This is a genomic window from Streptomyces lunalinharesii (assembly GCF_039532155.1).
Taxonomy (GTDB): Bacteria; Actinomycetota; Actinomycetes; order Streptomycetales; family Streptomycetaceae; genus Streptomyces; species Streptomyces lunalinharesii.
In genome coordinates, this window is the sequence record NZ_BAAARK010000007.1 from 179,596 (window position 1) to 203,986 (window position 24,391).

A 24,391-nucleotide genomic window follows, 5' to 3' on the forward strand; every position below is an offset into this window, starting at 1 on the left:
ACTCCTCATGCGGATCGAGGGAAGCGGGTGAAGGGCGCCGACGCCGACCGCGGATGCGGCCGCCGCCCCCGGGGGCGGCGGCCCGGTGGGGGGTGGGGTCCGCGGCGCGGGGGCCGGGGCGGGCGACGCGGCGGCGTCGGGGCGCCGCGTCGCGGGGAACGCGGAGTACGGGGGCCCGTGCGGGCCGGTGGGGCACCTCGTCACCGGTGGGCCTCCGGCCGGTCGGCGAGGGGGGTGCCGCCGCGACGTTCGGGCGCGGCGGCGGGCGGGTGGGCGCAGGCCCCGGCGAGCGCCCGCAGGCCGCGGGCGAGCAGGGCCAGGGCCGCGAGGGCGCACGCGACGGCGGGGACCGCGGCCGGCCCGGCGGCGGCGACCAGGATCTCCACCGGGGTGCCGAGCGGCGCGAGCCCCGGCAGTCGGGCGGCCAGGACCAGGCACAGGGCCGCCGCTTCCAGGGCCGCGGCGCCGCCCAGGCCGGCCGCGGCGGCCGTCGGGAAGCCGTGCACCGCGAGCAGCCGGGCGAGGAAGAGCAGCAGTGCCAGCGCGCCGGCCGCGAGGACGGCCGACCTGCCGCCGGGGCCGCCCGCACCGGCGAACAGCAGGTGCGCGCCGACCGCCAGCGCCAGCGCGGCGCCCAGGAAGAACCCCGTGGCGCCGACCAGCAACGGCCGCACCCGGGAGGCGAGTTCGGCCAGGGCGCGGCTGCTGGCCAGTCCGCGGCGGCCGCGGACCGCGAACCAGTGGGCGCACCCGGCGGCCGGGACGACCGCGCAAGCCAGCGCGACGGCGGTGGCGACGGCGGCCCGCGGGTGCGGGCCCGGCACGTCGGGCCCGCCGGAGAGCAGCTGCGCCAGCAGCCAGTCCCCGTAGACCGCGTAGCCCACCGTCCAGCCGGCCCACAGCACCACGGCCCGGGATCCGGGGCGGTGGCGCAGCCGCAGCGGCCCGTGCCGCAGCGCCAGCCGCAGCGCGAGGGCGGTCAGCAACAGGCCGGCGGCGTCAACCGCCGCGACGAGGTGCCGGGTCGGGTGCCGCACGGCGGCGTGGGCGGCAACGGTGGCGAGGGCGAGCGCGCCGGGCAGCAGCTGGACGGCGCCGCGGGCGAACCGGGAACGGGGCGCGGGGGCGACCGGGAGCGGGTCCGGGTCCGGGTCCGGTTCCGGTCCGGCCGGCGGCTCGGGCGCCGGCCGGGCCGCCGGTTCGTCGGCGCGCGGGACGCGGGCGTAGAGCTCCTCGGCCAGGGAGAACACGTCGCGGTGCCTGAAGCGGGCGGCGGCGCGGTCGGTGACCCCGTGCGCCTCCAGGCCGGCGGCGATCTCCAAGGGGTCGACGGCCCGTTCGCACAGCGCGCGATGGCGGTGCATCAGCAGCCGGACCGGGTCGGCGGGGCCGTGCCGCGGGGCCGGCCGGGCGGGGGGCGCCGCGGTGCCGCTCTCGGACGCGGTCATGTGCCGTCCCCTCTCCTCCGGTCCCGGCGACAGGGGCCGGCGAGGGGGCCGCCCCGGCCGGACGACGCCCGTCCGGGCCCCGGTCCGCCCCGCCCGCGGGCGCCGCCCCGACGCGCCGCGTGCGCCGCGTCCACCCGGCCCGTCACCCGTGCCTCGCCCACCACACCGCGCACGTCCCGTACGTCCGTCACCACTGCCGCCTCCCTCACCCTCACCACACCTGCCCGGCGGCCGGTTCGCCGGCCGCCCCGTACCGCGTGCGCCGGGCCCGTCCGCCCGCCCGTGCCCACGTCGGCGTGCGGGCGGCACCGGTCGGCGTCGGCCCCTCGGGCATCAGCGACTCCGCGGGCCGGGCGAAGGGGCGCGGAACGCCGTCCCCGGCCGTGGCGCCGCACCCCGCGGGGCCGCCGGGGGCCTGCGCGCCCAGCTCCAGGTAGATGCCACGAAATGCCGCGATGTTCTGCTCGACGGTGAAGAGTTCGAGCGCCCGGGCACGGGCCGCGGCGCCCAGGCGGGCGCGCCGCTCCGGGTCGGCGAGCAGCGCCCGGAGGGCCTCGGCCAGCGCGCGGGGGTTGCGCGGCGGGACCACCAGGCCGGTGCCCCCGATCACCTCGCAGACCGCGCCGGTGTCGGTGGAGACCGTGGCGCGGCCGCAGAACATCGCCTCCACCAAGGAGTGCGGGAACCCCTCGACGGCGCTGGAGAGCACCACCACCGTCGCCGAGGCGTAGGCATCCGCCGGGGTGGGCGCGGTGGGATCGCCGAACTCCTCGAAGCTGACCGGGTTCTCCCCGGCCGACCGGGCGTCGACGGCCTCGTCGGGGAAGAGTTGGGCAGCCAGCGCCCGGCACTGGGCGCGGTAGCCGGCGGCCTCCGGGTCGGCGCCCAGGCCGCCGATGATCCGCAGGGTGGCGGCGGGCACCGCCCTGCGGAGTTCGGCGAACGCGTGCAGCAGTCCGACCAGGTCCTTGTCCGGGGCGATGGCGCCGGTCCACACCAGCGTCGCGGAGTCGTCCGGCGCGGCGTCCGGCACCGCCGCGAAGGGGCCGGCGTCCCGGCCCGGGTAGACCGTGCGCAGCCGGGCCGGGTCCGCGCCGCACCGCTCCTGCCAGCGGCGGGCCCGGGTGCCGCCGGGGGTGATCAGCGCGGCCCGGGCGTAGGTCTCGGCGGCCAGGGCGCGTCGGAAGGCGGTGAGCAGCACCCGCACGGGCGCGGTCCGCGGTGCGGTCGGGTCCGTGAGGTAGTGCTCGCGCAGGCGCACGCCGTGCTCGGTGACCAGGAGCGGGGTCCCGAAGAAGCGTTTGGCCAGCAGCCCCGGGAGGGCGGCGGCGCCGGCCGAGGTGGCGTGGCAGAGGTCGACCCCGGCGAGCCCGGCGTCGCCGTACCAGTCCAGCGCGAGCGGCCGGAGCGCCGGCTCCAGCTCCGTGGTGGCCGCCAACAGGTCGGTGACCTGGGCCCCTTGGAGGACGGGCAGCGCGCCGGGGCCGTGGCAGACGGCCTCCAGGACGCGCACGGCCTCTTCGGAGCGGAGCAGGGCGGGCAGCGCGGCACCGGCGCGGGCCAGGTCGGCGAGCCCGTAGAGGCCGCTGGCGAAACGGTCCGCCTGGCCGTCCGCACCGGATTCCGCACCGGTGGCCCGCTCCCCCGCCGCCAGCGCCGCGCAGGCCGCCACGAGGTCGGCGAAGTGCTCGACGAACCGGCGCCGCGCGCGGCGGCCGGCGAACCGGCCCCCGGGATGCCGCGGTGCGGTCCGACGCCGCACCACCGGGACCTCGCCCCACAGCGGCGCCGACCCGGCCAGCCGGGCGTTGGCCGGCAGTTCCCCGGGGCCCCGGGCGTCCTGGCGGGCGTCGGTGGTCAGCGCGTGGAGCGCGAAGTCATGGCCGGCGAGCCCGCGCACGAGCCGCTCGCACCACCGGTGCGCCTCACCGGACGCGTAGGGATAGCCACCCTCGGTGACCAGTCCAATGCGCACGACGGCACCCCCGTCCTCCCATATCGGCGTCCTGGCGCGGCACGTCCCCCGCCACCTGCAGGAAGAAGCTACGCAAAGGGGCCGGTGGCGCGATGGACGGTTGTCCATCGCGCCACCGGAAGGGGTGAACGCGCGTGACTTTCCACCCCTCGGGCCGTTTCGCCGCGCTATGGGGCCGTTGGGCGGGGTCCTCCGGCCGGCAGGCCGCCGCGCGCAGCGCCCGCCTCCCCGCCGCGACCTGCGGATCCACTACCGGGACGGCCGCCAGCGGCCCCTACGTGCAGGGGTGCTGCGGGCTGTCGCACACCCGGTCGACCGGCCCCTCTTCGACGATCCGGCCGCCCCGCAGCACCGCCACCCGGACGCCGACCGCCCGGACCACTGCCAGGTCATGGGTGACCAGGCCCAGGCCGCGGACGCGTCAACGGAGGAACGCACGACGGACGACGCGCGGCGACGCGAGGGGAATCACCCCGGTCCGGGAGGTCTCAGCGCCTCGACGGGGCGGGACGGGACGGGGCGGGCCTCAGCGACCGTCGATCTCGGCCACGCTGTGCACGGACACGCCGAGGAGCGCCCGCCGGCCGCCTCACTGCCCGGTCGGGTACGGCCAGGAGTTGGGCCGGCAGGTCGCGCCGTCCGTGGTGAGGAACTTGGTCTGCTGCATCATCACCGGCGCGAGCGCGCCCTGCCGCGCACACGCCTCGTGGTTGTGTCCGAGCCGGTGCCCGACCTCGTGGTTGATCAGCATCTGCCGGTAGGCCAGCATCTTGTCGGGACCGTAGGTCTTGGCGCCCTGCGCCCAGCGGTAGGCGTTGATCATCACGCGCTCGGTGGCCGCCGAGTCGCAGGAGACGTTGTCCTCGGTGGTGTCCAGGCCGGACTTGGCACACCACTTCGCGGTGGTCCCCGGGCTCGCCAGCGAGATCACGAAGTCCGCGTCGCCGGACCCGACCCGCTGGAAGGTGCGCCGCCCGCCGTGCGCCCAACTCCGTTCGTCGTTCAGGGTCTTGTGCACCGCATCGGCGAACAGCTGGCCGTCCAGGGGCAGTCCCTGCTCGACGTCCACCCGGTAGCGCAGCACCTTGCCGTGGCCGGGCGCCTTGGCGTCGCCGCCGACCGCCCGGAACTGGCCGCTGGCGGTCAACTGCGGGTCGAGCGGGAAGACCTGGGCCATCTGGGTGGCGTAGTCGGCGGGCTTGGCGTCCTGGCCGGCCCGCACCTCGGAACGCGACGCCTCGTCGGTGCCGGGGTCGCTCCGGTCGTCCCCACTACGGGCCTGCGCCCCGCCGTCGTCGCGGTGCTGGTCGGCGACCTGGCCCGCGATGACGACGGCGAGTGCGGTGGTCACCGCGGCGGCCGCCGCACCGGTGAACGTGCGCGCCTTGGTGCCCTTCCGGGCCGGGCGCGGGGCGCCTCGGGCCCCGGCACCGTCCTCGGTCGCGGTCTCGACCACCACCGGATCGGCACCGCCCCGCACGCCCGCCGGCGCCGCGAAGGCCGCGTCGGGCGCGCCGCCGGGGAACCCGTCCAGGGACGCCGCGGCCCGCTCGGTCGGGGCGCCCGCCGGCAGGTCGGCGGGCTCGTGGCCGCGCGCACGAGGCCGGGCCGACTCGCCGAACGCCTCCAGGTAATCCCGCCGCGGTCCCGGCCCGCTGTCCGGCGACGCCACCGGAGCGCCGAAGACGGGCGTGCCGGCGGCGGGCGTGCCGAAGGGGGCCGGCGCGGACCGGGCCCCTCCGGGCTCGGCGGCCCGCGGTCGCGGAATCCTCGGCGCGGCCTGGGCACCCGGCACGTGGCCGTACCCGCCGGCCGCGGTCGGCTTCGGGTCCGTGCCCCAACCGCCGCCCGGCTCGCGCTGCTCGGGATGGCCGCCGCGCACCGCCCCGCCGCCCTCCGGCGGGCCGGCCGCCCGGCGGCGGCGCCCGGTGCCGGGGGTGGGGGGCGTACTGCCGGTGCTCTTGGCCGCGTCACCGGACGGGCGCTGCGGCCCGCCCTGACGGCTGTGTCGTCCCACGGGGCCCGTCAGCTCCCGTCCGCCGCGGGGCGCGCGGCACCGGGGGCCTCGGACCGGGCCGCCGCGGAGTCGACCAGGTCGCGGACGGCCCGTGCCACCGCCTCGGGGTACTCCATCATCGCCACGTGTCCCGCCTCCGGAAGGGTCAGCAACCGCGAGCCGCGGAACGCCGCGGCCGCCCGCCGCGCCATCCGGATGGAGACCAGGCGGTCCCGTCCACCGTAGACGAGGAGGGTGGGTGCCAGGACGCGTTCGGCCTGGCGCCACAGTCCGTGCTGGCCGCCGAGCGTGTAGGCGTTGACCACGCCGCGTGCCGAACGCTCCATCACCTCCCAGAAGTAAGGGAGTTCGAGCCGTCGGGCGTACTCCTCCACGGCGGATTCGAAGCCCTCGGGGGTGACCCGGGCCGGATCGCCGTAACAGAGCGCCAGCACCTCGCGGGTGCGCTGCTCGGGCGTCCAGTCGCGGGTGAGCCGGTTGAACAGCCGGGCCACGCCGGGGACCGCGAGCAGCGCGGTGGGCACCGCGGTGCGCTGCGGCCGGAGTTCGGGCAGCGCGGGCGAGATCAGGGTGAGGGTGCGGACCAGGTCGGGACGGGTCGCGGCGACCCGGGTCACCGCCGCGCCGCCCAGGGAGTTGCCGAGCAGGTGGACCGGGCCGCGGCCGCCCGCGTCGAGGTGGCGGATGACCGCGCGGGCCTGCGCGGAGACCGAGTAGTTGCCGTCCGCCGGCGGCGGCGACTCGCCGAAGCCGGGGAGGTCGATCGCCTCGCCGGTCAGCCGGTCCGCGAGCAGCGGCATCAGGGCCGACCAGTTCCGCGACGAGCCGCCCAGGCCGTGGACGTAGAGGGCCGGTTCGCGCACCCGGTCGGCGGCGCCGGCCGGGACGCCGGGGGTCCGGACGGCCAGCGTCAGCCGTGGCGGCGACGCCAGCGTCGTCCACTCGACCGCCTCGTCCGCGGCGCCCGGGGCGCCGGGGCCGGCCGGCGGCACCGGGAGGGCGGCGGCTGTCGCGGTGTCCGGCGACTCGGTCGAAGACATGGGGTCGATGTTACGAGACGATCACGCCCCCGATTGTGTGTTCGCGGTCACACACCGCATCGCGCGCCCGCAACCGCTCTCCTAGGCTCGTAGCTAGGGCGGCCACCACAGGCGGACCGGGCCCCCGTACGCACCGGACTAGGGAGCCACCATGCACGTCGACCCGACGGACCCCGACACCTTCGAGGAAGCGGCCAACGGCCCGAACCTCGCCCAGATCGACGTGGAGGCACCGGAGGCCGACGCCGCCGAGCAGCACGCCGACCTCGCCCCGCACCGCGACGAGACGATGACCGGCGGCGACTTCTCCGCGAACGAGGCGGACCGCGCCGAACAGGCCCGGGTCGTCGAACTCAACGAAGACGAATACCGATGACCTGGGACGTTATGTCGCCTTCGAAGAACGGTGCCGGGCAGAATTTCTCCCCACGGACCGCGCACAGCCCCGTTACCCAAAAGTACGATGACGGCCGCGGTGCACCACCTCGTACGGACCGCGAACGGAACGATCTCTGGGAGGCAGCGTGAGCGCCATCGAGCAGACCGAGGCGGCGCGCCCGCGGGGCACGCGCCTGCCACGCCGAGCCCGGCGCAACCAGCTCCTGGGCGCGGCCCAGGAAGTGTTCGTCGCGCAGGGGTACCACGCGGCCGCGATGGACGACATCGCCGAGCGGGCCGGCGTCAGCAAGCCGGTGCTCTACCAGCACTTCCCCGGCAAGCTGGAGCTGTACCTGGCCCTGCTCGACCAGCACTGCGAGGCGCTGCTGCACTCGGTGCGCACCGCCCTGGAGTCCACCAACGACAACAAGCAGCGGGTGGCGGCCACCATGGACGCCTACTTCGCGTACGTGGAGGACCCGGGCGGCGCCTTCCGGCTGGTCTTCGAGTCGGACCTGACCAACGAGCCGGCCGTCCGCGAGCGGGTGGACAAGGTGTCGCTGGAGTGCGCCGAGGCGATCAGCGCGGTGATCGCCGAGGACACCGGGCTGTCGCGGGACGAGTCGATGCTGCTGGCCGTGGGCCTGGGCGGGGTCTCCCAGGTGGTGGCGCGGTACTGGCTGTCCTCGAAGAGCCAGGTGCCGCGGGACACCGCGGTGCAGCTGTTGACCTCGCTCGCCTGGAAGGGCATCGCCGGATTCCCGCTGCACGGCACCGACACCCACTGACCGTGTTCGCTGCTGGCGTGTTCGGTGACGTCCTGTCCGTCCCCGCACCGGGCTAATGTGGGCTGCGTACCGCGCGGCTGGCCGCGCACCCTCCCCCGGCTGACGTCGGGGGACCCCCAGACCATCGGAGGGACAGTAGCCGTGGAGGTCAAGATCGGCGTGCAGCACGCGCCGCGCGAGATCGTTCTGGAGAGCGGGCAGCCCGCGGAGGAGGTCGAGCGCGCGGTGAGCGACGCCCTGACCGGCAAGGCGGAGCTGCTGAGCCTGGTGGACGATCACGGTCGCAGGGTCCTCGTCGCGGCGAGCCGGGTGGCCTACGTGGAGCTCGGCGAGCCGACCGCCCGCAAGGTGGGCTTCGGCGCACCCTGAGCGGCGGCACCGACACCGCAGGGCGGCGGCCCGGAGAGCGTTCTCCGGGCCGCCGCCCTGTGGCGTTCCCAGCTGGCGCCGGCGTCCGCCGCGACACCGGAAATCCACGCCCGAAATCCCTTGCCCGAAGGGCGGACGCAGGCGCACGCTGACCGGACAAGCGGGCCCGCGCCGGAGGGTTGTTGCCGGTGGCCCCTGGGTACGACCGCCTACGACCGATTTGTTCGACCGATCGGCCTCGTCAGCGGGAGGGAACAGCATGATCTGGGAAGCGCTCGGCGCCGTGATCGTCGGATTCGCCATCGCCCTGTCCGCCCGGCGATGGCTGCCCGAGCGGTTCCCCGACCGCGTCCTGACGCTGGCCACCGGGCCGGTCGCGGCGCTGCTCGGCGCCCTGCTGACCCGTTCGATCCTGGGGCCCGGCCACCCGGTGCAGGTGATGGTCGCCGCGTTCGCCGTGGGCGCCGCGCTGCTGTCGGTCCTGGTGCGCCCGCCGCGCCGCCGGCCCCGCCGCCCGGCCACCCCGTTGAAGGGCCACCGGACGGCCTGCTGACCGCGTCAGGCCGCGAGGCCCAGCGACGCCATCCGCTTGGTGTGCGCCTCGGTGATCCGCGAGAACATCCGGCCGACCTCGGCCAGGTCGAAGCCGTCGGCCAAGCCGCCGACCAGCATGGTGGAGAGCGCGTCGCGGTCGGCGACCACCCGCTGGGCCTGCGAGAGCGCCTCGCCCATCAGGCGGCGGGCCCACAGCGCCAGCCGCCCGCCGACCCGCGGCTCGGCCTCGATGGCCGCCCGGACCTTCTCCACGGCGAAGGTGGCGTGCCCGGTGTCGTCCAGCACCGCGAGCACCAGGTCGCGGGTGTCGGAGTCCAGCCGCACCGCGACCTCGCGGTAGAAGTCACTGGCGATCGAGTCGCCGACGTACGCCTTGACCAGGCCCTCCAGCCAGTCCGACGGCGCGGTCTGGCGGTGGAACTCGTCCAGCGCGGCGGCGAACGGCTCCATCGCCTCGTTCGGCTCCGCCTCGATCTCGGCGAGCCGGTCCCGGAGCCGCTCGAAGTGGTGGAATTCCGCCGACGCCATTTTGGCCAGTTCGGCCTTGTCGTCCATGGTGGGGGCGAGCTTGGCGTCCTCCGCCAGGCGCTCGAAGGCGGACAGCTCGCCGTACGCGAGTGCGCCGAGCAGGTCGATCACGGCGGCCCGGTACTGCGGGTCGACGGATGCCCGGTTCCAGTCCTGGGCGGCGATTCCGGTGTGTTCCTGGGCGTCAGCAGCGGCGTTGTCAGGCGTCTCCATGACCGGCACAATAGCCCGCCCGAGGGGCCGCGGAAGGCCCTGGTCAGCCATGGCTCGACCACCCGTGCGTGTGATCGTCGGGACGGGTGCGGCGCGCCGTGATGAATTCCTCAGTCATACACGCCTTCGGATTCAGGGCCCACATCCGGGGTACAGTGCTAAAGGACCCGCCGAGTAGTCGGTGGGTCGTTCCACGAAAGCGGATGCCCGGTCGGTGGCCCGATCGGCTCCACCCGACCGCCCTCCCCCGCGGCGCGTACGCGACGTGCGCACAGCAGGAGGGACACCGCTCGCGGCAGGAGTGCCTGAGCGACGGCAGTGGTCCCGCGCCATCCGGCCCAGTAGGTCGGCCCCGTACGAACCCGTACGACGGCGCGGTACGACCCCCTCCGCCGCCTCCCGCCGCGTCTCACAGAAGAGGCAAGACTCTGTCTACGACGTTTCGAGATCTCGGGATCTTCCCCGAGACTGCCGAGGCCCTGGAAGCCGTCGGCATCGTTTCCCCCTTTCCCATCCAGGAGCTGACGCTCCCCGTCGCCCTCTCCGGCAACGACGTCATCGGCCAGGCCAAGACCGGCACCGGCAAGACGCTCGGCTTCGGCCTGCCGCTGTTGGAGCGGGTCACCGTCCCCGCCGACGTCGAGGCCGGCCGGGCCACGCCCGAGCAGCTGACCGAGGCGCCGCAGGCCCTCGTGGTCGTGCCCACCCGCGAGCTGTGCCAGCAGGTCACCAACGACCTGCTGACCGCCGGCAAGGTGCGCAACGTCCGGGTCCTCGCGATCTACGGCGGCCGGGCCTACGAACCGCAGGTCGAGGCGCTGAAGAAGGGCGTCGACGTGATCGTCGGCACGCCCGGACGGCTGCTGGACCTGGCGGGCCAGAAGAAGCTGAGCCTGTCGCACGTGCGCACCCTCGTCCTGGACGAGGCCGACGAGATGCTCGACCTGGGCTTCCTGCCCGACGTCGAGAAGATCATCCAGCTGCTGCCGGCCAAGCGGCAGACCATGCTGTTCTCGGCGACCATGCCCGGCCAGGTCATCTCGTTGGCCCGCCGCTACATGTCGCAGCCGACGCACATCCGCGCCACCGCCCCGGACGACCAGGGCGCGACGGTCGCCAACATCACCCAGCACGTCTACCGCGCGCACTCGCTGGACAAGCCGGAGATGGTCGCCCGGATGCTCCAGGCGGACGGTCGCGGGCTGGCGATGGTCTTCTGCCGCACCAAGCGGACCGCCGCCGACATCTCCGACCAGCTCGCCCGCCGCGGCTTCGCGGCCGGCGCGGTCCACGGCGACCTCGGCCAGGGCGCCCGCGAGCAGGCGCTGCGCGCGTTCCGCAACGGCAAGGTCGACGTGCTGGTCTGCACCGACGTCGCCGCCCGCGGCATCGACGTCGAGGGCGTCACGCACGTCATCAACTACCAGTCGCCCGAGGACGAGAAGACCTACCTGCACCGCATCGGCCGCACCGGCCGGGCGGGCGCCAAGGGCACCGCGGTCACCCTCGTCGACTGGGACGACATCCCGCGCTGGAAGCTGATCAACAAGGCTCTGGAGCTGTCGTTCGACGAGCCGGAGGAGACCTACTCCACCTCGCCGCACCTCTACGAGCAGCTGAGCATCCCCGCGGGCACCAAGGGCGTGCTGCCGCGCGCCGAGCGCACCCGGGCCGGGCTGGCCGCCGAGGAGGTCGAGGACCTCGGCGAGACCGGGGGCCGCGGGCGCGGCCGGCGGTCCGGCGACCGGGCCGAGAAGGAGACCCGGGAAGAGCCCCGGCGCACCCGGACGCCGCGCCAGCGGCGCCGGACGCGCGGTGGGGCCCTGCTGGACGAGACGGCCGCCGCGGGCGCGCCGGAGCCGGGCAACACCGCCGACGCCGCGGTGCGCACCGCCGAGGGCAGCGAGGCCGCCGCGGCCCCGCGCACGCCCCGTCGCCGGCGCCGCACCCGGGGCGCGGTGGCCACCGCCGCCAGTGAGGCCGCGGTCGCCGAGCACCGCGAGGCCACGGCCGACGCGGACGCCGAGGCCGCCACGGTGCCGGCCCCCGCGGCCGTCCCGGACGCCGAGGCGGGCCAGGACCCGGCCGCCGCGCCGCGCCGGCGCCGCACCCGCAGCGCCGCCAAGACCGCCGCGGTCGAGCCGGTGGCCGCACCGGCCGTGACCGAGGCGCTCGTCGAGCCGGTGGCCGAGGCCGCCGTGGCGACGGCCGAGGGCGCGGACGCCGCCCCGGTGAAGCGCACTCGCAAGCGGGCCGCCGCCAAGAAGACCGCGGTCGCCGCGGATGCGGTGGACGCCGGCGCGACGGCCCCGGTGGTCGTGGACGTCGAGGCGCCGGCCAAGCCCAAGCGGACCCGGACCCGCAAGGCCGCCGCCGCGGAGCCCGCGGTCGAGGCCGAAGCGGTCGTGGCGACGGCGGAGGGCGTCGACGCCGCCCCGGCCAAGCCCAAGCGCACCCGCAAGACGGCCGCGACCAAGACGGCCGCCGCCAAGAAGGCCGCCGCGGAGCCCTCCGAGGCCACCGACGGGGAGGCGCCGGCCAAGCCCAAGCGGACGCGGAAGACCGCCGCCGCGAAGGCCGCCGAGGCCGCTCCCGAGGTCGTGGCCGTGGTGGACGGCGCGGAGGCCAAGCCCAAGCGCACCCGCAAGCGGGCCGCCCCCAAGAAGACCGCGGACGCCGCTCCGGTCGAAGGCTGAGCCGACCGGCCCGACGGCACCCGACGACCCGGCCCCGCTTCGTGCGGGCGCCGGGTCGTCGGCGTTCCGGGACCCGCGCCTCGGGCGGCGCAGGCGTCCCGATCGGGATTTCCCCGGCCACCCCGATAACCTCACCCCATGAGCAGGCCGCCCACCCTCACGCTGCCGCCGTGCGCCCGCGCGCACCGGCTCGACACCGCGCGCGGTGCGTTCGCCGTGCACGACGCCCGGCCCGACGGCGCACCGATCGGCACCGCCCTCCTCGTCCCCGGGTTCACCGGCAGCAAGGAGGACTTCATCGCGCTGCTGGCGCCGCTGGCCGCCGCCGGGTTCCGAACGGTCGCGGTGGACGGCCGCGGACAGCACCAGACGCCCGGCCCGCGCGACCAACAGGCTTACGAGCAGCGGGAGTTGGCGCTCGACGTGCAGGCCCAGGCGCGGGCCCTACAGGCGTTTGGGGACGGGCCGCTGCACCTCTTGGGGCACTCCCTCGGCGGGCTGGTCAGCCGGGCCGCGGTGCTCCACGACCCGACGCCGTTCCGTTCGCTGACCGTCCTCAGCTCCGGGCCGGCGGCCATCGAACCGACCCAGCAGACCCGGGTGCGGATGCTGATCGACGCGCTCGGCACGATGGGCATGGAGCAGGTCTGGGCGGCGATGCAGGCGCTCAACCCGCCGGAGGCCGCGCACGAGGCGCTGGCGCCGGAGCTGACCGCGTTCCTGCGGCAGCGCTGGCTGAACACCGTGCCCGAGCAACTGATCGCGACCGGCCGGCAGATGCTCGCGGAGCCCGACCGGGTCGCCGAACTGGCCCGCACCGGGCTGCCGGTCCACGTCGTCTCGGGGACCGTCGACTACGCCTGGCCGGTGCCGCTGATGGACGCGATGGCCCGTCGGCTCTCCGCCCGGCGCACGGTCGTCGAGGGCGCGGAGCACTCCCCCAACGCCGAGCGGCCGCAGAAGACCGCCGGGGCACTGGCCGGCTTCTGGAGCGACGTCGGCTGATCCCGCGGAGCCGACCCGTCGGCCCCAGGGCGCTTCTGACGCCCTAGAAGCGCCCCTGCACGTGGTCCCAGAACCCGTCGCGCAGCACCCGCCGCAGATCGGCGTGGCCGCGCAGGGAGTGCTTCAGCAGCGCCTCCGCGGCGGTGAGCAGCTCCTGGTCGACGGCGCCGGGCAGGTACGGGTGGCCGGGGAGCAGGTCGGCCACCCAGGCCGGTCCGCGCTCCGACAGCCACTGGGCGGCGACCCGCGCCCCGACGAACCGGACCTCCTCGCGGGTCGGCGCGGGCCCCTCGGCGGCGCCCGCCTCGGGCAGCTCGCCGGCCGCCCGCCGGGTGACGTACGGCTTGCAGAAGTCCAGGTCGAAGGTGCGCGCGCTGTCCACCTCCCACAGCAGCGGCTCGGCCTGGTTGCGGCCGCCGGGGGCCTCGATGCCCCATAGGTGGACCCGCGCGCCGTAGCCCTGGGCCGCCTCCACCGCGGAGACCAGGTCCTCGTCGCCGCCGATCAGGACCGCGTCGGTGATCGCCCGGTGCCGGGCCAGCGACTCCAGGTCGGTGCGGATCAGCGAGTCGACGCCCTTTTGCTGGTTGTGGGCGTTGAGGTTGCCGAGCCGGACCTTGACGTCCGGGAGTTCGGCGATCCGCTGCTGCTCCTGGGTGTGGATCCGGCGGCGGGCGCCGTCGTACCAGTAGACCCGCAGCAGCCGGCTGTCCGGGAAGATCGTCCGGGCCTTGTCGATGAACGCCTCGATGATCCCCTCGGCGTCCAGTTCGAACGCCCTGCGGTCCTCGGTGCCGGTGACCAGCCGCCCGGTGGCGGCGTAGACGTAACCGGCGTCGGCGAAGACCGCGTGGGTGGACGGGGTGGTGGCGACCTCCGCGAGGACCCGGGCGAGCAGCTCGTTGGTGCGCTCGATGCCGGCGGCGAGCGTGGTGAGGTCGGTGGTGCCCGTGGGCTGGGGGTCGTTCATTGCGGGATCCATTGTCCCGGCGGGCGCGCGCGGGACACAACCACTCGCGTTTCCGTACACGCATTCCTTAGACCATCAAAAATTTTCGTTAGCGTAGGGAATCATTTCAGCTGTAGGCTCGTTGTACCCATACGGAACGCCTGGCAACGAAGCCAGGCAAGTCCTGTCAAAGAGTTCTCCGCAGGAGGATCAGACGAAGGGAGAAGCCGCATGCGCTTCGAGATCATGCGCCTGGACGATGCCGACGGCGCCGCCGTGGACAGCACCGTCGTGGACGCCGCCTCCGTCAACCAGATCGTGCAGCAGGCCGCCGCCATAGGGCAGCGCATCTACATCCGCCCCGCCGACGCCACTGCCGTCCGCTGACCGCCGACGCCGCCGACCTCGCCCCGACGACGCCATGACGGCGTGACGTCCCTGCGGCGATCGGCCCGGCGGCGACGCACCGAAGACGCGAACGCCCCCGTACGGAACCTCCGCACGGGGGCGTCGTCACGTCCGGAGCCGCTCAGGACCCCTGGACCACCTGCGTCACGCCGTTGATGATCTGCTGCACGGCGAGCGCGGAGAGCATCATCCCGGCCAGCCGGGTCACCAGCACCACCCCGCCGTCCTTGATCACCCGGATGATCACCAGCGAGAACCGCATCACCAGGTAGAGCACCACGTGGATGGCGGCGATCGCCGTCCAGACCGCGACCTGGGACGCGGCGTCGTCGGCGTGCTGCACCGCGAGGATCACCGAGACGATCGCGCCCGGCCCGGCCAGCAGCGGCATCCCCAGCGGCACCAGCGCCACGTTGACGTCCTTGGTCTGGGTCGGCTCCTCGGACTTGCCGGTCAGCAGGTCCAGCGCCACCAGCAGGAGCAACAGCCCGCCGGCGATCATCAGAGCGGGCGTGGAGATGTGCAGCCGCCCGAGGATCTGCTTGCCGAAGAGCCCGAACAGCGCGATCACGCAGAACGCCACGGTGGCGGCCTGCCAGGCCATCCGGCGCTGCACCTTGGCCGCGCGGCCGGAGGTCAGGGCGAGGAATATCGGGGTGATCCCTGGGGGGTCCATGATCACGAAAAGCGTGACGAAAAGGGTACTGAAGACGGCGACGTCGAACACGGTGCTGGCCTTGCGGTGGTACGGACGATCGGAAAGGAGGCGCACGGGACCGGAACGCGGCACGGCCGGGGCAGGGCCCGTGGGAACGAAGAAGGAATTTGCGCAGGCACCCCGCCGGGGGCCTACGGGACGCGCCGGGCCGGACGGCCGACGCCCGCGGGGCTCAGCCGCCCGCGCCGGGGACCGGGAAAGCGCCGGTGGCCCGGCGCACGATCTCCCCGTAGATCTCGGGATCGGTGGTGCAGTCGCCGAGGCGACAGGTCTTGCGGCTGCCGTGGTAGTCACTGGAGCCGGTGGTCAGCAGTCCGACGTCGGCGGCGAGCCCGCGCAGCCGGGCACGGGTGGCGACGTCGTGGTCCATGTGGTCGACCTCGATGCCGTCCAGGCCGGCCGTGGCGAGTTCGGCGATCGCGCTCTCCGGGACGCAGGTGCCGCGCTTGACGGCGAGCGGGTGCGCGAAGACCGTGACCCCGCCGGCCGCCTTGACCAGGCGGATCGCGTCGAACGGGTCGAGTTCGTGCTTCTCCACGTAGGCCCGGCCGTCGTTGGCCAGCCACGCGGAGGTGAAGGCGTCGGAGACCGAGTCGACCACGCCCAGCTCGACCAGGGCGGTGGCGATGTGCGGCCGCCCCACGGAGCCGTCACCGGCGATCCGCGCCACCTGCTCCCAGGTGACCGGGACGCCCAGCTCGCGCAGCTTGCCGACCATGGCCCGGGCGCGCGGCACCCGGTCGTCCCGGACCAGCTCCCGCTCGCGGGCGAGCTCCGGCTCGTCGGGGTCGAAGAGGTAGGCGAGCATGTGCAGGCTGATCCCGTCGAGCCGGCAGGACAGCTCCGCGCCGGTGACCAGCGTCAGGCCCTCGGGGAGCGCCGCGCGCGCCTCGGCGTGCCCGCGCACGGTGTCGTGGTCGGTCAGCGCGACGACGTCCAGACCGGCGGCCGCGGCCTGGCGCACCAGCTCCGCGGGGGTGTCCGTGCCGTCGGAAGCCGTGGAGTGGGTGTGCAGATCGATGCGCACGACACGGGCTCCAGACTGCTGCGGGGTGGACACGGCGGTGCGACCGGAGGACCGGGCACCGGGCCGCGGGGCACCGTAAGGACTGCACGGCACTACCACGGACTACAGGAAGGATACCGGGCACCCGGACGTGCCCCCGCCCGAGCGGGTCCCCGCCCACCCGAGGAACCGCAGCCGCCCAGCTCCGCTCAGCTCAGAATCCTCGGCGACAAGGCCCCGCAGGGCAGCAGATCCACCTCGGCACCGGCTTCCCGCAGATCCGTCAGCACCAGTTCGTCGTACATCAGCAGTCCCGACTGCTCGGGCCAGGCGATCGCCCACAGCCACAGGCCGCGGGCCTCGCCCGCGAAGACCGCACGGTCCGCGGGGGCGCCGTGCACCTGCCACATCGCGGTCGGCCGGCCGGCGGCCAGCACCTTGGCGTGCGGCGGCTTGTCGATGCCCAGCTGGGGGCCCGGGTCGGGGCCGTCAATGCCGGCGTAGCGGGCGCCGAGCCCGACGCCCAACTCCTCGGCGACCAGCAGCAGCTCACCGGGGCCACCGAGCGGGCCGGGTCCGGAGCAGGCGACGGCGGTGGCCCGGCCGCCGCTGCGGTCGTCGCCGGCGCAGGCCACCCCGGTGAACAACCAGCCGACCGGCAGCGGCCAGGGCATCCACACGGGCACCTGGGCCCGGTGCACGACGACGCCGAGCGCCTCGACGCTCGGCGGGACGACCGGCTGGAGCGGATGCACGGTGCCGTGCGCGTCGCACTGCCAGGTATCGGAAAAGAGACCGGGGGCCCGCACCCGGCCTCCGCACTTCGGGCAACTGGGTTCGCCCCTCATAAGGACCAACGGTCCTCCAGCACCGCCGCCCCGTCAAGGACGATCACCCGACCGGTGTGCCCCTAATCACGTACGGGACCGCACACTTGACCGGTTCTGGCCACCGCACCGCACACCCCCACCTTCTTAGTTGTAACTTGCACCATTTAGTCGACCTAACTTATTCTGTGTAAACAGCAACGACTTTCGGGCGCACGCACAGCAGGAAGGGGAACCCCGGCATGCACAGCAGCAGCCACGGCGGCGGCACCCACGACGATCCCTTCGCGGACCCCCCGGGCGCCTCGCCGAGCGCTTCCGCCCGGGGCGGCGGCGGTGGACACGCAGCCGGCCCCTCGCTCCTCCGCCAGCCGATGGCCGTCTGGGCCACCGCCGGCGCCTCGGTCGTCGCCTTCATGGGCATCGGCCTGGTCGACCCGATCCTCCCGTCCATCGCCAAGGGCCTGAACGCCTCGAACAGCCAGGTCTCCCTGCTCTTCACCTCCTACTTCCTGATCACCGCCGTCGCGATGCTGGTCACCGGCTTCGTCTCCAGCCGCATCGGCGGGCGCAAGACGCTGCTCGCCGGGCTGGCCCTGGTGGTGGTCTTCGCGGCGCTGTCCGGCACCTCGTCCTCGGTCGGCGAACTGGTCGGCTTCCGCGCCGGTTGGGGCCTGGGCAACGCGCTCTTCGTCTCCACCTCGCTGGCGGTGATCGTGGGCGCGGCGGCCGGCGGCAGCGCGGCGGCGATCCTGCTCTACGAGTCGGCGCTCGGGCTCGGCATGGCCTGCGGCCCGCTACTGGGCGCGGTCCTGGGCGACATGAAGTGGCGCTACCCGTTCTTCGGCACCGCGGTCCTGATGGCCATCGGCTTCCTCGCCATCACCGTCTTCCTGAAGGAGCAGCCCCGGCCGGCCCGCAAGACCTCGTTGCTGGACCCGATCCGGGCGCTGGGCCACGGCGGGCTGGCCTCCGCCGCCGTCTCCGCGTTCTTCTACAACTACGCGTTCTTCACGGTGTTGGCGTTCACCCCGTTCGTGCTGAACATGTCCCCGTACAAGTCGGGCGGGGTCTTCTTCGCCTGGGGCGTGCTGCTCGCGGTCTTCTCGGTGCTCCTCGCGCCCCGGCTCCAGCGCCGCTTCGGCTCGCTGCGGGTGCTCGGCGGCTCGCTTCTGCTGCTCGCCGTCGACCTGGTGGTCCTGGGCTACGGCGACCACACCACCGCCGTCGTCTGCACCGTCGTCTCGGGCGCCTTCATCGGCCTGAACAACACCGTCTTCACCGAGCTGGCCCTCGGCGTTTCGGACGCTCCGCGCCCGGTGGCCAGCGCCGGCTACAACTTCGTCCGCTGGTTCGCGGCGGCGGCCGCACCGTTCCTCGCCCCGAAGATCGCGGAGTGGACCGACATCCGCGTCCCGTTCGTGGTCGCGGCGCTGGCCGCGGCGGTCGGCGCCGGCGTCGTCGCGGTCCGCCGGCGGGCGCTGACCCTGCGCGCCGAGGAGTTGGAGCCCCGGCACGCGACCGAGGACGGGGTCGCGGTCTTCGCCGACCAGTAGGCCGAAGGGCGAGCTGACGCCCCGTCCGCCCCGCGCGCGGACGGGGCGGCGGCGTCAGTCCAGCGCCACCCCCGTGCGCAGCGGGTCGCGCAGGTCGGTGCCCCGCTCCAGCCAGCGCGCCTGGAGCGCCTCGGCGCCGTGCACCCGCTTCCAGGCGGCCTCGTTCGGCGTCATCGGCAGCAGTGGCAGGAATCTCACCGGGTCCCGCGGCTCGTCCAACTCCAGGTCCTCGACGAGGCCGCCGGCCGCGCCCACCAGCACCGAGGTGAACGGCGCCCCCGGCCACAGCGGGTCCCCCACGTCCAACGACGCCCCGGGGGCCACGATCACGCCCTCGACCTGCGGTGCCGCGGCGAGAACGGCGAGCGGCCGGAGCGCCTTGTCGGTGTCCGCGCGGCCGGCCCGCACCGAGAGCACGAGTTCGGCCCGCGGGCCGCGCAGCGGGTCGGCGACGACCGCGGTGGGATCGGCCATGGGCTGGGCGGACATCCCGAGGGTGGCGTAGCGGAGCACGTCCCCGTCGACGAAGCGCAGCACCTCGATGCGGTCGGTGCCGAGGAAGGTGACGGCGGCACGCGCGTCCGGTTCGCCCAGTGCCGTGCGCAACCGGGCCTCGACCAGCTCAAGAACGTCAGACATGCGCCGAGCATAGGGGCCGCCCCCACACCCGAACGCCCGCCCCCGGGAGCCCGTGAGCTGCGGCTTCGCACGGCGTTTCGTATGGAACGGGCAAAGGGGAGCCTGAGCGCTGAGGACGACTGATAGCCTTGCCGTCTGGTCAGGGAATGACGTCGTCCCCCAGCGGGGACCGGCCGGAGGAGGTGGGGCTGCGGTGGATCCAAGTCGACCGTGCAGTACCGACAGTTCTCCCGTCATCCCGTTCGCGTAGCGAATCTTCTGATCCGAGGGCTTCAGTACCCAGCCGCACCGCGGCGAAACCCGTGAAGTCTTTTTGCTCCGGATGCAGATGGCGGAAGAGCGCCTCCGACTCTTAGTTCCGTGATGTCAGCGAACTGCCGTCAGTAGCCCCGCACCGAGCGCCGCCCGCTTTGCGGACGTACGGCCGACGACGCCTCGTACGTCCTCGTTCCGGGCCGCGTTGCGCCCGCGCTCGCCGCTGACGGTCGGCCCCGAAGGAGCCTGCCATGTCGATGATCCGCGACCTGCGCGCCGCCGTCCGCCCCGCCCGGCGCCGCGACGACGCCCCCTACCGCGCCGATTCCGCCGCGCCCGCCTGCGCCAACAGCGCCGTCGTCGACTGCGGCGTGTACCGCGACGGCCAGCGCGTGCGCGGGCACCTCGCCCCGGCCGAGGCGATCGCCGGCGTCCGGGACGAGGGCGGCTTCGTCTGGATCGGCCTGCACGAGCCGACCGAGGCCGAATTCGCCGGCATCGCCCAGGAGTTCGGGCTGCACCCACTGGCCGTGGAGGACGCCGTCCACGCCCACCAGCGGCCCAAGCTGGAGCGGTACGACGACACCCTGTTCACCGTCTTCAAGACCGTGCACTACGTCGAGCACGCCGAGCTGACCGCGACCAGCGAGGTCGTGGAGACCGGCGAGGTGATGTGCTTCACGGGCCCGAACTTCATCGTCACCGTCCGGCACGGCGGCCAGGGCTCGTTGCGCGCGCTGCGGCACCGCCTCCAGGAGGACCAGGAGCGGCTCGCCAAGGGCCCGTCCGCGGTGCTGCACGCCATCGCCGACCAGGTCGTCGACGGCTACATGGCGGTCGCCGGCGCGGTCCAGGACGACATCGACGAGGTCGAGATCGACGTCTTCAGCTCCGGCACCAACGGCAAGGGCGCCAGCGGCAAGGGGGCCGGCGGCCAGGGCACGGCCAAGGGCGGCGACGCCGGTCGGATCTACCAACTCAAGCGCGAGGTACTGGAGTTCAAGCGCGCGGTGTCCCCGTTGCTGCGGCCGATGCAGTTGCTGAGCGAGCGCCCGATGCGGCTGGTGGACGCCGACATCCAGAAGTACTTCCGGGACGTCGCCGACCACCTGGCGCGGGTCAACGAGCAGGTGCTGTCCTTCGACGACCTGCTGAACTCCATCCTCCAGGCCAACCTCGCGCAGGCCGCCGTCGCGCAGAACGAGGACATGCGCAAGATCACCGCCTGGGCGGCGATCTTCGCCGTGCCGACGATGATCGCCGGCATCTACGGCATGAACTTCGAGTACATGCCGGAGCTGCACTGGAAGTACGGCTACCCGGCGATGATGCTCGTCACGGTCAGCATCTGCCTGGGGATCCACCGCGGGTTCAAGCGCAACGGCTGGCTGTGACCCGGCCGGTCGGGGGCGCGGCCGGGCGGCGTCTCACCGCCTGGGCGGCCCCGGACCGCCACCACCGGGCCGATTAGGCTGAGGGCCATGACGGAGGAGACCGTGTCGCAGGCCCTGCTGGATCGGGCGCTCATCGAAGAGGCCACGAAGAAGTCCGGCCTGGTCTGGGTGCGCGGGGCGACCGGACCGGCGCGGGCCCTGTGGCATGTCTGGCACGACGGGGCGGTCTGCCTGGTCGGCGACGCGGGCCCGGAGGACCACCGGGAGGACGCCGGGGCGGAGCGCGCCGGCAGCACCGAGCAGCCGCTGGCCGCGCTGGGGCTCACCGACGGCGGCACCGCGACGGTCACCGTGCGCAGCAAGGACAAGGGCGGTCGGCTGGTCGCCTGGCCCGCCGAGGTCCGCGAACTCGCGCCCGGCAGCGACGCGTGGCAGGCCACCGTAGAGGAGTTGAAGGGCAAGCGGCTCAACGCACCGGACGCGGACACCCTCACCGAGCGCTGGGCCCGCCAGTGCCGGGTGTTGCGGCTGACCCCGGCCGGCGCCGCGGTCCAGCGTCCCGGCCGGATGCCGGACGACGCGCACGCGGCCCCGCCGCTGGCCTCGCCGGCGACCACGCGCCGGCCGGTTCCGGCCGCGCTGCCCAAGCTGCTGCGCCGGGGCCGCAAGGGCTGACGCCCACCGGGCCGGCGGCCCTCAGCGGGTGCCGGTCCGCGCGATCTGCTTGCCGTAGTCGACGACCTGGTCCTGGCCGGGGGCCTTGAGGTCCACCGCCTTGCCCCAGTCGGCGAGCTTCACCTCGCCCGCGCCGCCGGCCCGCTGGAGCCGCAACGGGTACGGGGTGCCCTCCAGGGAGACGTCGAGGGTGCCGCCGGAACCGGCGCCGGCGGCCACCTGGACGGTGCGGACCCCGCCGACCGTCCCGCGGTTCCCGGCCGTCAGCTCGCCGTGCAGGCCGAGCAGTCCGGCGAGCAGGGTCTCCTTGTCGGTGAAGCCGCTGAAGCGCTGGTAGACCGGGTCGGCGGCGGGCACCTTGACGTACTTGTCGCCGAGTTTGGCGGCGCTGGAGTCGGGGCCGGAGCCGGCGCCGGCCTTCTCCCCGGCCCAGAAGGACGCGTCCGCCTTCAGGTAGAGCGCCTCGCCGACGCGCAGCAGTTGGAAGGAGGCGGCCTTGGTGGTCAGCTCGCCGCGGGCGCCGTCCTTGGCCAGCCGCATGTCCAGGGTGTAGGTGCTGCCCTGGCTGACGACCTTCCCGGAGAGCCGGACGGTGTCGGCCCGGGCGGCGGCGGCCCGGGCCTTGGCCTCGATCTGCTGGGCCGGCAGCTTGCCGACCCCGTTGGTGCCGGCGTCCGGGTCCTCCGCGCAGCCCGTCACCGTCGCGGCCAGTGCCGCGCACGCCGCCACCACCAGCGCCGCCCGCCCGGTGCGTCGGGGCTCGGCCGGCGGTCGGCGGGTGGTGTCCGGGGGGATGACGCTCACGTCGGCTCTGCCTCCTGATGCGGGTGACCTCGACAGCTCACGGCAGCGTACCCGGGGCCGGCGGGCCGCCGGCCGGTCACCATACGGCCGTTCCCGTCGGGGCGCGCCCCACCCCGACGGGTTAGCCTGAACCCGGACTCATCAGGATTTCACCGATCAAAAGTGGAGCAATCCGGGCGTAAGGGAGAAGGGCGGCGCTACGCATGGCGGTGGTCACTCCCCGGATCTTCGTCTCCCACCTCTCCGGCATCGCCGTGTTCGACCCCAACGGCGATCAGGTCGGGCGGCTGCGGGACCTGGTCGCGCTGCTCCGGATCGGGGACCGCCCGCCCCGGCTGCTGGGACTGGTCGTCGAAGTGATCAGCCGGCGCCGGATCTTCGTGCCGATGACCCGGGTGACCGGCGTGGAGTCCGGCCAGATCGTCACCACCGGCGTGATGAACATGCGCCGCTTCGAGCAGCGGGCCTCCGAGACGCTGGTCTTCGGCGAACTGCTGGACCGGCGGGTGCGGCTGGTCGAGACCGGCGAGGAGGTCACCGTGCTCGACATCGGCATCATCCAGCTGCCGGCCCGCCGCGACTGGGAGATCGACAAGGTCTTCGTCCGGCGCGGGAAGGGCGGGGCGCTGCGCCGCAAGGGCGAGGTGCTGACGGTCGAGTGGTCGGCCGTGACCGGCTTCTCCCTGGAGGAGCACGGGCAGGGCGCGGAGAACCTGCTCGCCACCTTCGAGCAGTTGCGCCCCGCCGACCTGGCCGGGGTGCTGCACCACCTCTCCCCCAAGCGGCGCGCCGAGGTCGCCGCGGCCCTCGACGACGACCGCCTGGCCGACGTCATGGAGGAGCTGCCGGAGGACGACCAGGTCGAGATCATCGGCAAGCTGAAGGACGAGCGGGCCGCCGACGTCCTGGAGGCGATGGACCCCGACGACGCCGCCGACCTGCTCTCCGAGCTCCCCGAGGAGGAGAAGGAACGGCTGCTGACGCTGATGCGCCCGGAGGAGGCGGCGGACGTCCGCCGGCTGATGTCCTACGAGGAGCGCACCGCGGGCGGCCTGATGACCACCGAGCCGATCGTGCTGCGCCCGGACGCCACGGTCGCGGACGCGCTGGCCCGGGTCCGCGACCCGGACCTCTCCCCCGCGCTCGCCGCCCAGGTGTACGTCTGCCGGCCGCCGGACGAGACGCCGACCGGCAAGTACCTGGGCCTCGTGCACTTCCAACGGCTTTTGCGGGACCCGCCGTTCACCCTCGTCAGCTTCATCGTGGACACCGATCTGCCGGCCCTGCGGCCGGACACCCCGCTGCCCGAGGTGACCGGCTACCTGGCCGCGTACAACATGGTCGCGGCCCCGGTGGTGGACGAGGGCGGGGCGCTGCTGGGCGCGGTCACCGTCGACGACGTGCTGGACCACCTGCTGCCGGACGACTGGCGGGAGGCCGGGCTGCACGGCCGCACCGACACCGCGGGCACCGCCGGCGCCACCGTCCGGCCGCGCGGGAAGACGGCCGATGGGCGCTGAGGACCGGGAGCCCCCCAGGGAGCGGCGACCGCACGGCGCCTCCGCGGTGCGCCGGGGCAGCACGGGCGAACGGCCCCGGGGGGCGGAGGGGCGGCCGCGGGTGCGGCTGGACCAGCCGCGGGTGCCGCGCCGGACGCTCTTCCCGGAGTACGACCCGGAGGCCTTCGGGCGGATGTCCGAGAAGATCGCCCGCTTCCTGGGGACCGGCCGCTTCATCGTCTGGATGACGGTCACCATCATCCTGTGGATCAGCTGGAACGTCACCGTCCCCGGCTCCCTGCGGTTCGACAACTACCCGTTCATCTTCCTGACCCTGGCCCTCTCCCTCCAGGCGTCCTACGCGGCGCCGCTGATCCTCCTGGCGCAGAACCGCCAGGACAACCGCGACCGGGTCACCCACGAACAGGACCGCAAGCAGAACGAGCGCTCCATCGCCGACACCGAGTACCTGACCCGGGAGATCGCGGCACTGCGGATGGGCCTCGGCGAGGTCGCCACCCGCGACTGGATGCGCTCCGAACTGGAGGAGCTGCTGCGGGAGCTGGAACTGCGCCAGCCGGCCGACGGCGAGCGCCCCGAACGGGACGAACGCGACCACTGAGGGCCTTTCCGGAGGCCGCCTCACCCG

At 74.5% G+C, this 24,391-nt stretch carries 23 protein-coding genes; 12 read left to right on the top strand and 11 right to left on the bottom strand.

Translation table 11 applies throughout. The features are described 5' to 3' along the window. Positions 1 to 200 precede the first annotated feature (200 nt). From ABD385_RS14060 to ABD385_RS14080, 4 genes are all read right to left on the bottom strand, one after another. The gene (locus tag ABD385_RS14060; protein WP_344575523.1) at positions 201 to 1,448 is read right to left on the bottom strand and encodes a hypothetical protein; all 1,248 of its coding nucleotides are present in this window, start codon (positions 1,446 to 1,448) and stop codon (positions 201 to 203) included. Between the two features lie 211 nt (positions 1,449 to 1,659). Continuing rightward, the gene (locus ABD385_RS14065; protein WP_344575524.1) at positions 1,660 to 3,423 is read right to left on the bottom strand and encodes a DUF3492 domain-containing protein; all 1,764 of its coding nucleotides are present in this window, start codon (positions 3,421 to 3,423) and stop codon (positions 1,660 to 1,662) included. A gap of 589 nt (positions 3,424 to 4,012) precedes the next feature. Then, the gene (locus ABD385_RS14075; protein ID WP_344575525.1) at positions 4,013 to 5,440 is read right to left on the bottom strand and encodes a DUF3152 domain-containing protein; all 1,428 of its coding nucleotides are present in this window, start codon (positions 5,438 to 5,440) and stop codon (positions 4,013 to 4,015) included. Between the two features lie 8 nt (positions 5,441 to 5,448). Next, positions 5,449 to 6,480: an alpha/beta fold hydrolase gene (locus ABD385_RS14080; RefSeq protein ID WP_344575526.1), complete on the bottom strand. Its 1,032-nt coding sequence runs from the start codon at positions 6,478 to 6,480 to the stop codon at positions 5,449 to 5,451. Between the two features lie 151 nt (positions 6,481 to 6,631). Between ABD385_RS14080 and ABD385_RS14085 the strand changes: the two genes are divergently transcribed. The 4 genes from ABD385_RS14085 (at position 6,632) to ABD385_RS14100 (ending at position 8,568) form a co-directional block, all read left to right on the top strand. After that, positions 6,632 to 6,856 (top strand): hypothetical protein, encoded by a 225-nt coding sequence (locus ABD385_RS14085; RefSeq protein WP_344575527.1) that lies wholly within the window; start codon positions 6,632 to 6,634, stop codon positions 6,854 to 6,856. Between the two features lie 148 nt (positions 6,857 to 7,004). Continuing rightward, on the top strand, positions 7,005 to 7,646 hold the full coding sequence (locus ABD385_RS14090) for a TetR/AcrR family transcriptional regulator (RefSeq protein WP_016575982.1): 642 nt from the start codon (positions 7,005 to 7,007) through the stop codon (positions 7,644 to 7,646). Positions 7,647 to 7,787: 141 nt separating this feature from the next. Continuing rightward, positions 7,788 to 8,015, top strand: coding sequence for a DUF3107 domain-containing protein (locus tag ABD385_RS14095; protein WP_344575528.1), 228 nt, complete (start codon positions 7,788 to 7,790; stop codon positions 8,013 to 8,015). 259 nt (positions 8,016 to 8,274) lie between these two features. Further along, positions 8,275 to 8,568, top strand: a complete 294-nt coding sequence (locus ABD385_RS14100) for a hypothetical protein (protein WP_344575529.1) — start codon at positions 8,275 to 8,277, stop codon at positions 8,566 to 8,568. Between the two features lie 5 nt (positions 8,569 to 8,573). On the opposite strand, the gene ABD385_RS14105 is transcribed toward ABD385_RS14100, so the two are convergent. After that, entirely contained in the window at positions 8,574 to 9,311 is a 738-nt protein-coding gene (locus tag ABD385_RS14105; RefSeq protein WP_344575530.1) for a ferritin-like fold-containing protein, read from the bottom strand. 203 nt (positions 9,312 to 9,514) lie between these two features. Between ABD385_RS14105 and ABD385_RS14110 the strand changes: the two genes are divergently transcribed. Continuing rightward, positions 9,515 to 12,007, top strand: coding sequence for a DEAD/DEAH box helicase (locus ABD385_RS14110; protein WP_344575531.1), 2,493 nt, complete (start codon positions 9,515 to 9,517; stop codon positions 12,005 to 12,007). Between the two features lie 138 nt (positions 12,008 to 12,145). Then, complete coding sequence (locus tag ABD385_RS14115; RefSeq protein WP_344575532.1) at positions 12,146 to 13,012, top strand: alpha/beta fold hydrolase; 867 nt, start codon at positions 12,146 to 12,148, stop codon at positions 13,010 to 13,012. A 43-nt stretch (positions 13,013 to 13,055) separates the two neighbouring features. Here ABD385_RS14115 and ABD385_RS14120 read toward each other — a convergent pair whose 3' ends face one another. After that, positions 13,056 to 13,982, bottom strand: a complete 927-nt coding sequence (locus ABD385_RS14120) for an NYN domain-containing protein (protein WP_344575533.1) — start codon at positions 13,980 to 13,982, stop codon at positions 13,056 to 13,058. Between the two features lie 210 nt (positions 13,983 to 14,192). Between ABD385_RS14120 and ABD385_RS14125 the strand changes: the two genes are divergently transcribed. After that, on the top strand, positions 14,193 to 14,348 hold the full coding sequence (locus ABD385_RS14125) for a hypothetical protein (protein WP_016574150.1): 156 nt from the start codon (positions 14,193 to 14,195) through the stop codon (positions 14,346 to 14,348). A 142-nt stretch (positions 14,349 to 14,490) separates the two neighbouring features. Here the strand turns inward: ABD385_RS14125 and ABD385_RS14130 are convergent, their stop codons facing one another. The 3 genes from ABD385_RS14130 to ABD385_RS14140 form a co-directional block, all read right to left on the bottom strand. After that, complete coding sequence (locus ABD385_RS14130; protein ID WP_055584733.1) at positions 14,491 to 15,096, bottom strand: MarC family protein; 606 nt, start codon at positions 15,094 to 15,096, stop codon at positions 14,491 to 14,493. A 163-nt stretch (positions 15,097 to 15,259) separates the two neighbouring features. Continuing rightward, the gene (locus ABD385_RS14135; RefSeq protein ID WP_344575534.1) at positions 15,260 to 16,114 is read right to left on the bottom strand and encodes a PHP domain-containing protein; all 855 of its coding nucleotides are present in this window, start codon (positions 16,112 to 16,114) and stop codon (positions 15,260 to 15,262) included. A gap of 188 nt (positions 16,115 to 16,302) precedes the next feature. Further along, positions 16,303 to 16,941: a DUF6758 family protein gene (locus tag ABD385_RS14140; protein WP_344575535.1), complete on the bottom strand. Its 639-nt coding sequence runs from the start codon at positions 16,939 to 16,941 to the stop codon at positions 16,303 to 16,305. 353 nt (positions 16,942 to 17,294) lie between these two features. Between ABD385_RS14140 and ABD385_RS14145 the strand changes: the two genes are divergently transcribed. Next, positions 17,295 to 18,476 (top strand): MFS transporter, encoded by a 1,182-nt coding sequence (locus tag ABD385_RS14145; protein WP_344575690.1) that lies wholly within the window; start codon positions 17,295 to 17,297, stop codon positions 18,474 to 18,476. A 54-nt stretch (positions 18,477 to 18,530) separates the two neighbouring features. On the opposite strand, the gene ABD385_RS14150 is transcribed toward ABD385_RS14145, so the two are convergent. Continuing rightward, positions 18,531 to 19,115, bottom strand: a complete 585-nt coding sequence (locus ABD385_RS14150) for a suppressor of fused domain protein (protein WP_016574155.1) — start codon at positions 19,113 to 19,115, stop codon at positions 18,531 to 18,533. 506 nt (positions 19,116 to 19,621) lie between these two features. On the opposite strand from ABD385_RS14150, the gene ABD385_RS14155 reads away from it, so the two are divergent. Next, the gene (locus ABD385_RS14155; RefSeq protein ID WP_344575536.1) at positions 19,622 to 20,764 is read left to right on the top strand and encodes a magnesium and cobalt transport protein CorA; all 1,143 of its coding nucleotides are present in this window, start codon (positions 19,622 to 19,624) and stop codon (positions 20,762 to 20,764) included. An 87-nt stretch (positions 20,765 to 20,851) separates the two neighbouring features. Next, positions 20,852 to 21,439 (top strand): hypothetical protein, encoded by a 588-nt coding sequence (locus ABD385_RS14160; RefSeq protein ID WP_344575537.1) that lies wholly within the window; start codon positions 20,852 to 20,854, stop codon positions 21,437 to 21,439. A gap of 21 nt (positions 21,440 to 21,460) precedes the next feature. Here ABD385_RS14160 and ABD385_RS14165 read toward each other — a convergent pair whose 3' ends face one another. Next, on the bottom strand, positions 21,461 to 22,243 hold the full coding sequence (locus ABD385_RS14165; protein WP_344575538.1) for a hypothetical protein: 783 nt from the start codon (positions 22,241 to 22,243) through the stop codon (positions 21,461 to 21,463). Between the two features lie 203 nt (positions 22,244 to 22,446). Between ABD385_RS14165 and ABD385_RS14170 the strand changes: the two genes are divergently transcribed. Beyond that, positions 22,447 to 23,763: a magnesium transporter MgtE N-terminal domain-containing protein gene (locus ABD385_RS14170; protein WP_344575539.1), complete on the top strand. Its 1,317-nt coding sequence runs from the start codon at positions 22,447 to 22,449 to the stop codon at positions 23,761 to 23,763. Next, a complete protein-coding gene (locus ABD385_RS14175) occupies positions 23,753 to 24,364 on the top strand; it encodes a DUF1003 domain-containing protein (protein ID WP_344575540.1) in 612 nt (203 codons plus the stop codon). The genes ABD385_RS14170 and ABD385_RS14175 overlap by 11 nt, the downstream gene beginning before the upstream one ends. Positions 24,365 to 24,391: the final 27 nt, after the last annotated feature.

What these genes read in the sequence shown, in the direction of transcription:
- ABD385_RS14060 (WP_344575523.1), bottom strand. Translation starts at nt 1,448, where the DNA reads ATGACCGCGTCCGAGAGCGGCACCGCGGCGCCCCCCGCCCGGCCGGCC.
- ABD385_RS14080 (WP_344575526.1), bottom strand. Translation starts at nt 6,480, where the DNA reads ATGTCTTCGACCGAGTCGCCGGACACCGCGACAGCCGCCGCCCTCCCG.
- ABD385_RS14085 (WP_344575527.1), top strand. Translation starts at nt 6,632, where the DNA reads ATGCACGTCGACCCGACGGACCCCGACACCTTCGAGGAAGCGGCCAAC.
- ABD385_RS14100 (WP_344575529.1), top strand. Translation starts at nt 8,275, where the DNA reads ATGATCTGGGAAGCGCTCGGCGCCGTGATCGTCGGATTCGCCATCGCC.
- ABD385_RS14105 (WP_344575530.1), bottom strand. Translation starts at nt 9,311, where the DNA reads ATGGAGACGCCTGACAACGCCGCTGCTGACGCCCAGGAACACACCGGA.
- ABD385_RS14110 (WP_344575531.1), top strand. Translation starts at nt 9,515, where the DNA reads ATGCCCGGTCGGTGGCCCGATCGGCTCCACCCGACCGCCCTCCCCCGC.
- ABD385_RS14115 (WP_344575532.1), top strand. Translation starts at nt 12,146, where the DNA reads ATGAGCAGGCCGCCCACCCTCACGCTGCCGCCGTGCGCCCGCGCGCAC.
- ABD385_RS14120 (WP_344575533.1), bottom strand. Translation starts at nt 13,982, where the DNA reads ATGAACGACCCCCAGCCCACGGGCACCACCGACCTCACCACGCTCGCC.
- ABD385_RS14125 (WP_016574150.1), top strand. Translation starts at nt 14,193, where the DNA reads ATGCGCTTCGAGATCATGCGCCTGGACGATGCCGACGGCGCCGCCGTG.
- ABD385_RS14140 (WP_344575535.1), bottom strand. Translation starts at nt 16,941, where the DNA reads ATGAGGGGCGAACCCAGTTGCCCGAAGTGCGGAGGCCGGGTGCGGGCC.
- ABD385_RS14145 (WP_344575690.1), top strand. Translation starts at nt 17,295, where the DNA reads ATGGCCGTCTGGGCCACCGCCGGCGCCTCGGTCGTCGCCTTCATGGGC.
- ABD385_RS14150 (WP_016574155.1), bottom strand. Translation starts at nt 19,115, where the DNA reads ATGTCTGACGTTCTTGAGCTGGTCGAGGCCCGGTTGCGCACGGCACTG.
- ABD385_RS14155 (WP_344575536.1), top strand. Translation starts at nt 19,622, where the DNA reads ATGTCGATGATCCGCGACCTGCGCGCCGCCGTCCGCCCCGCCCGGCGC.
- ABD385_RS14160 (WP_344575537.1), top strand. Translation starts at nt 20,852, where the DNA reads ATGACGGAGGAGACCGTGTCGCAGGCCCTGCTGGATCGGGCGCTCATC.
- ABD385_RS14170 (WP_344575539.1), top strand. Translation starts at nt 22,447, where the DNA reads ATGGCGGTGGTCACTCCCCGGATCTTCGTCTCCCACCTCTCCGGCATC.
- ABD385_RS14175 (WP_344575540.1), top strand. Translation starts at nt 23,753, where the DNA reads ATGGGCGCTGAGGACCGGGAGCCCCCCAGGGAGCGGCGACCGCACGGC.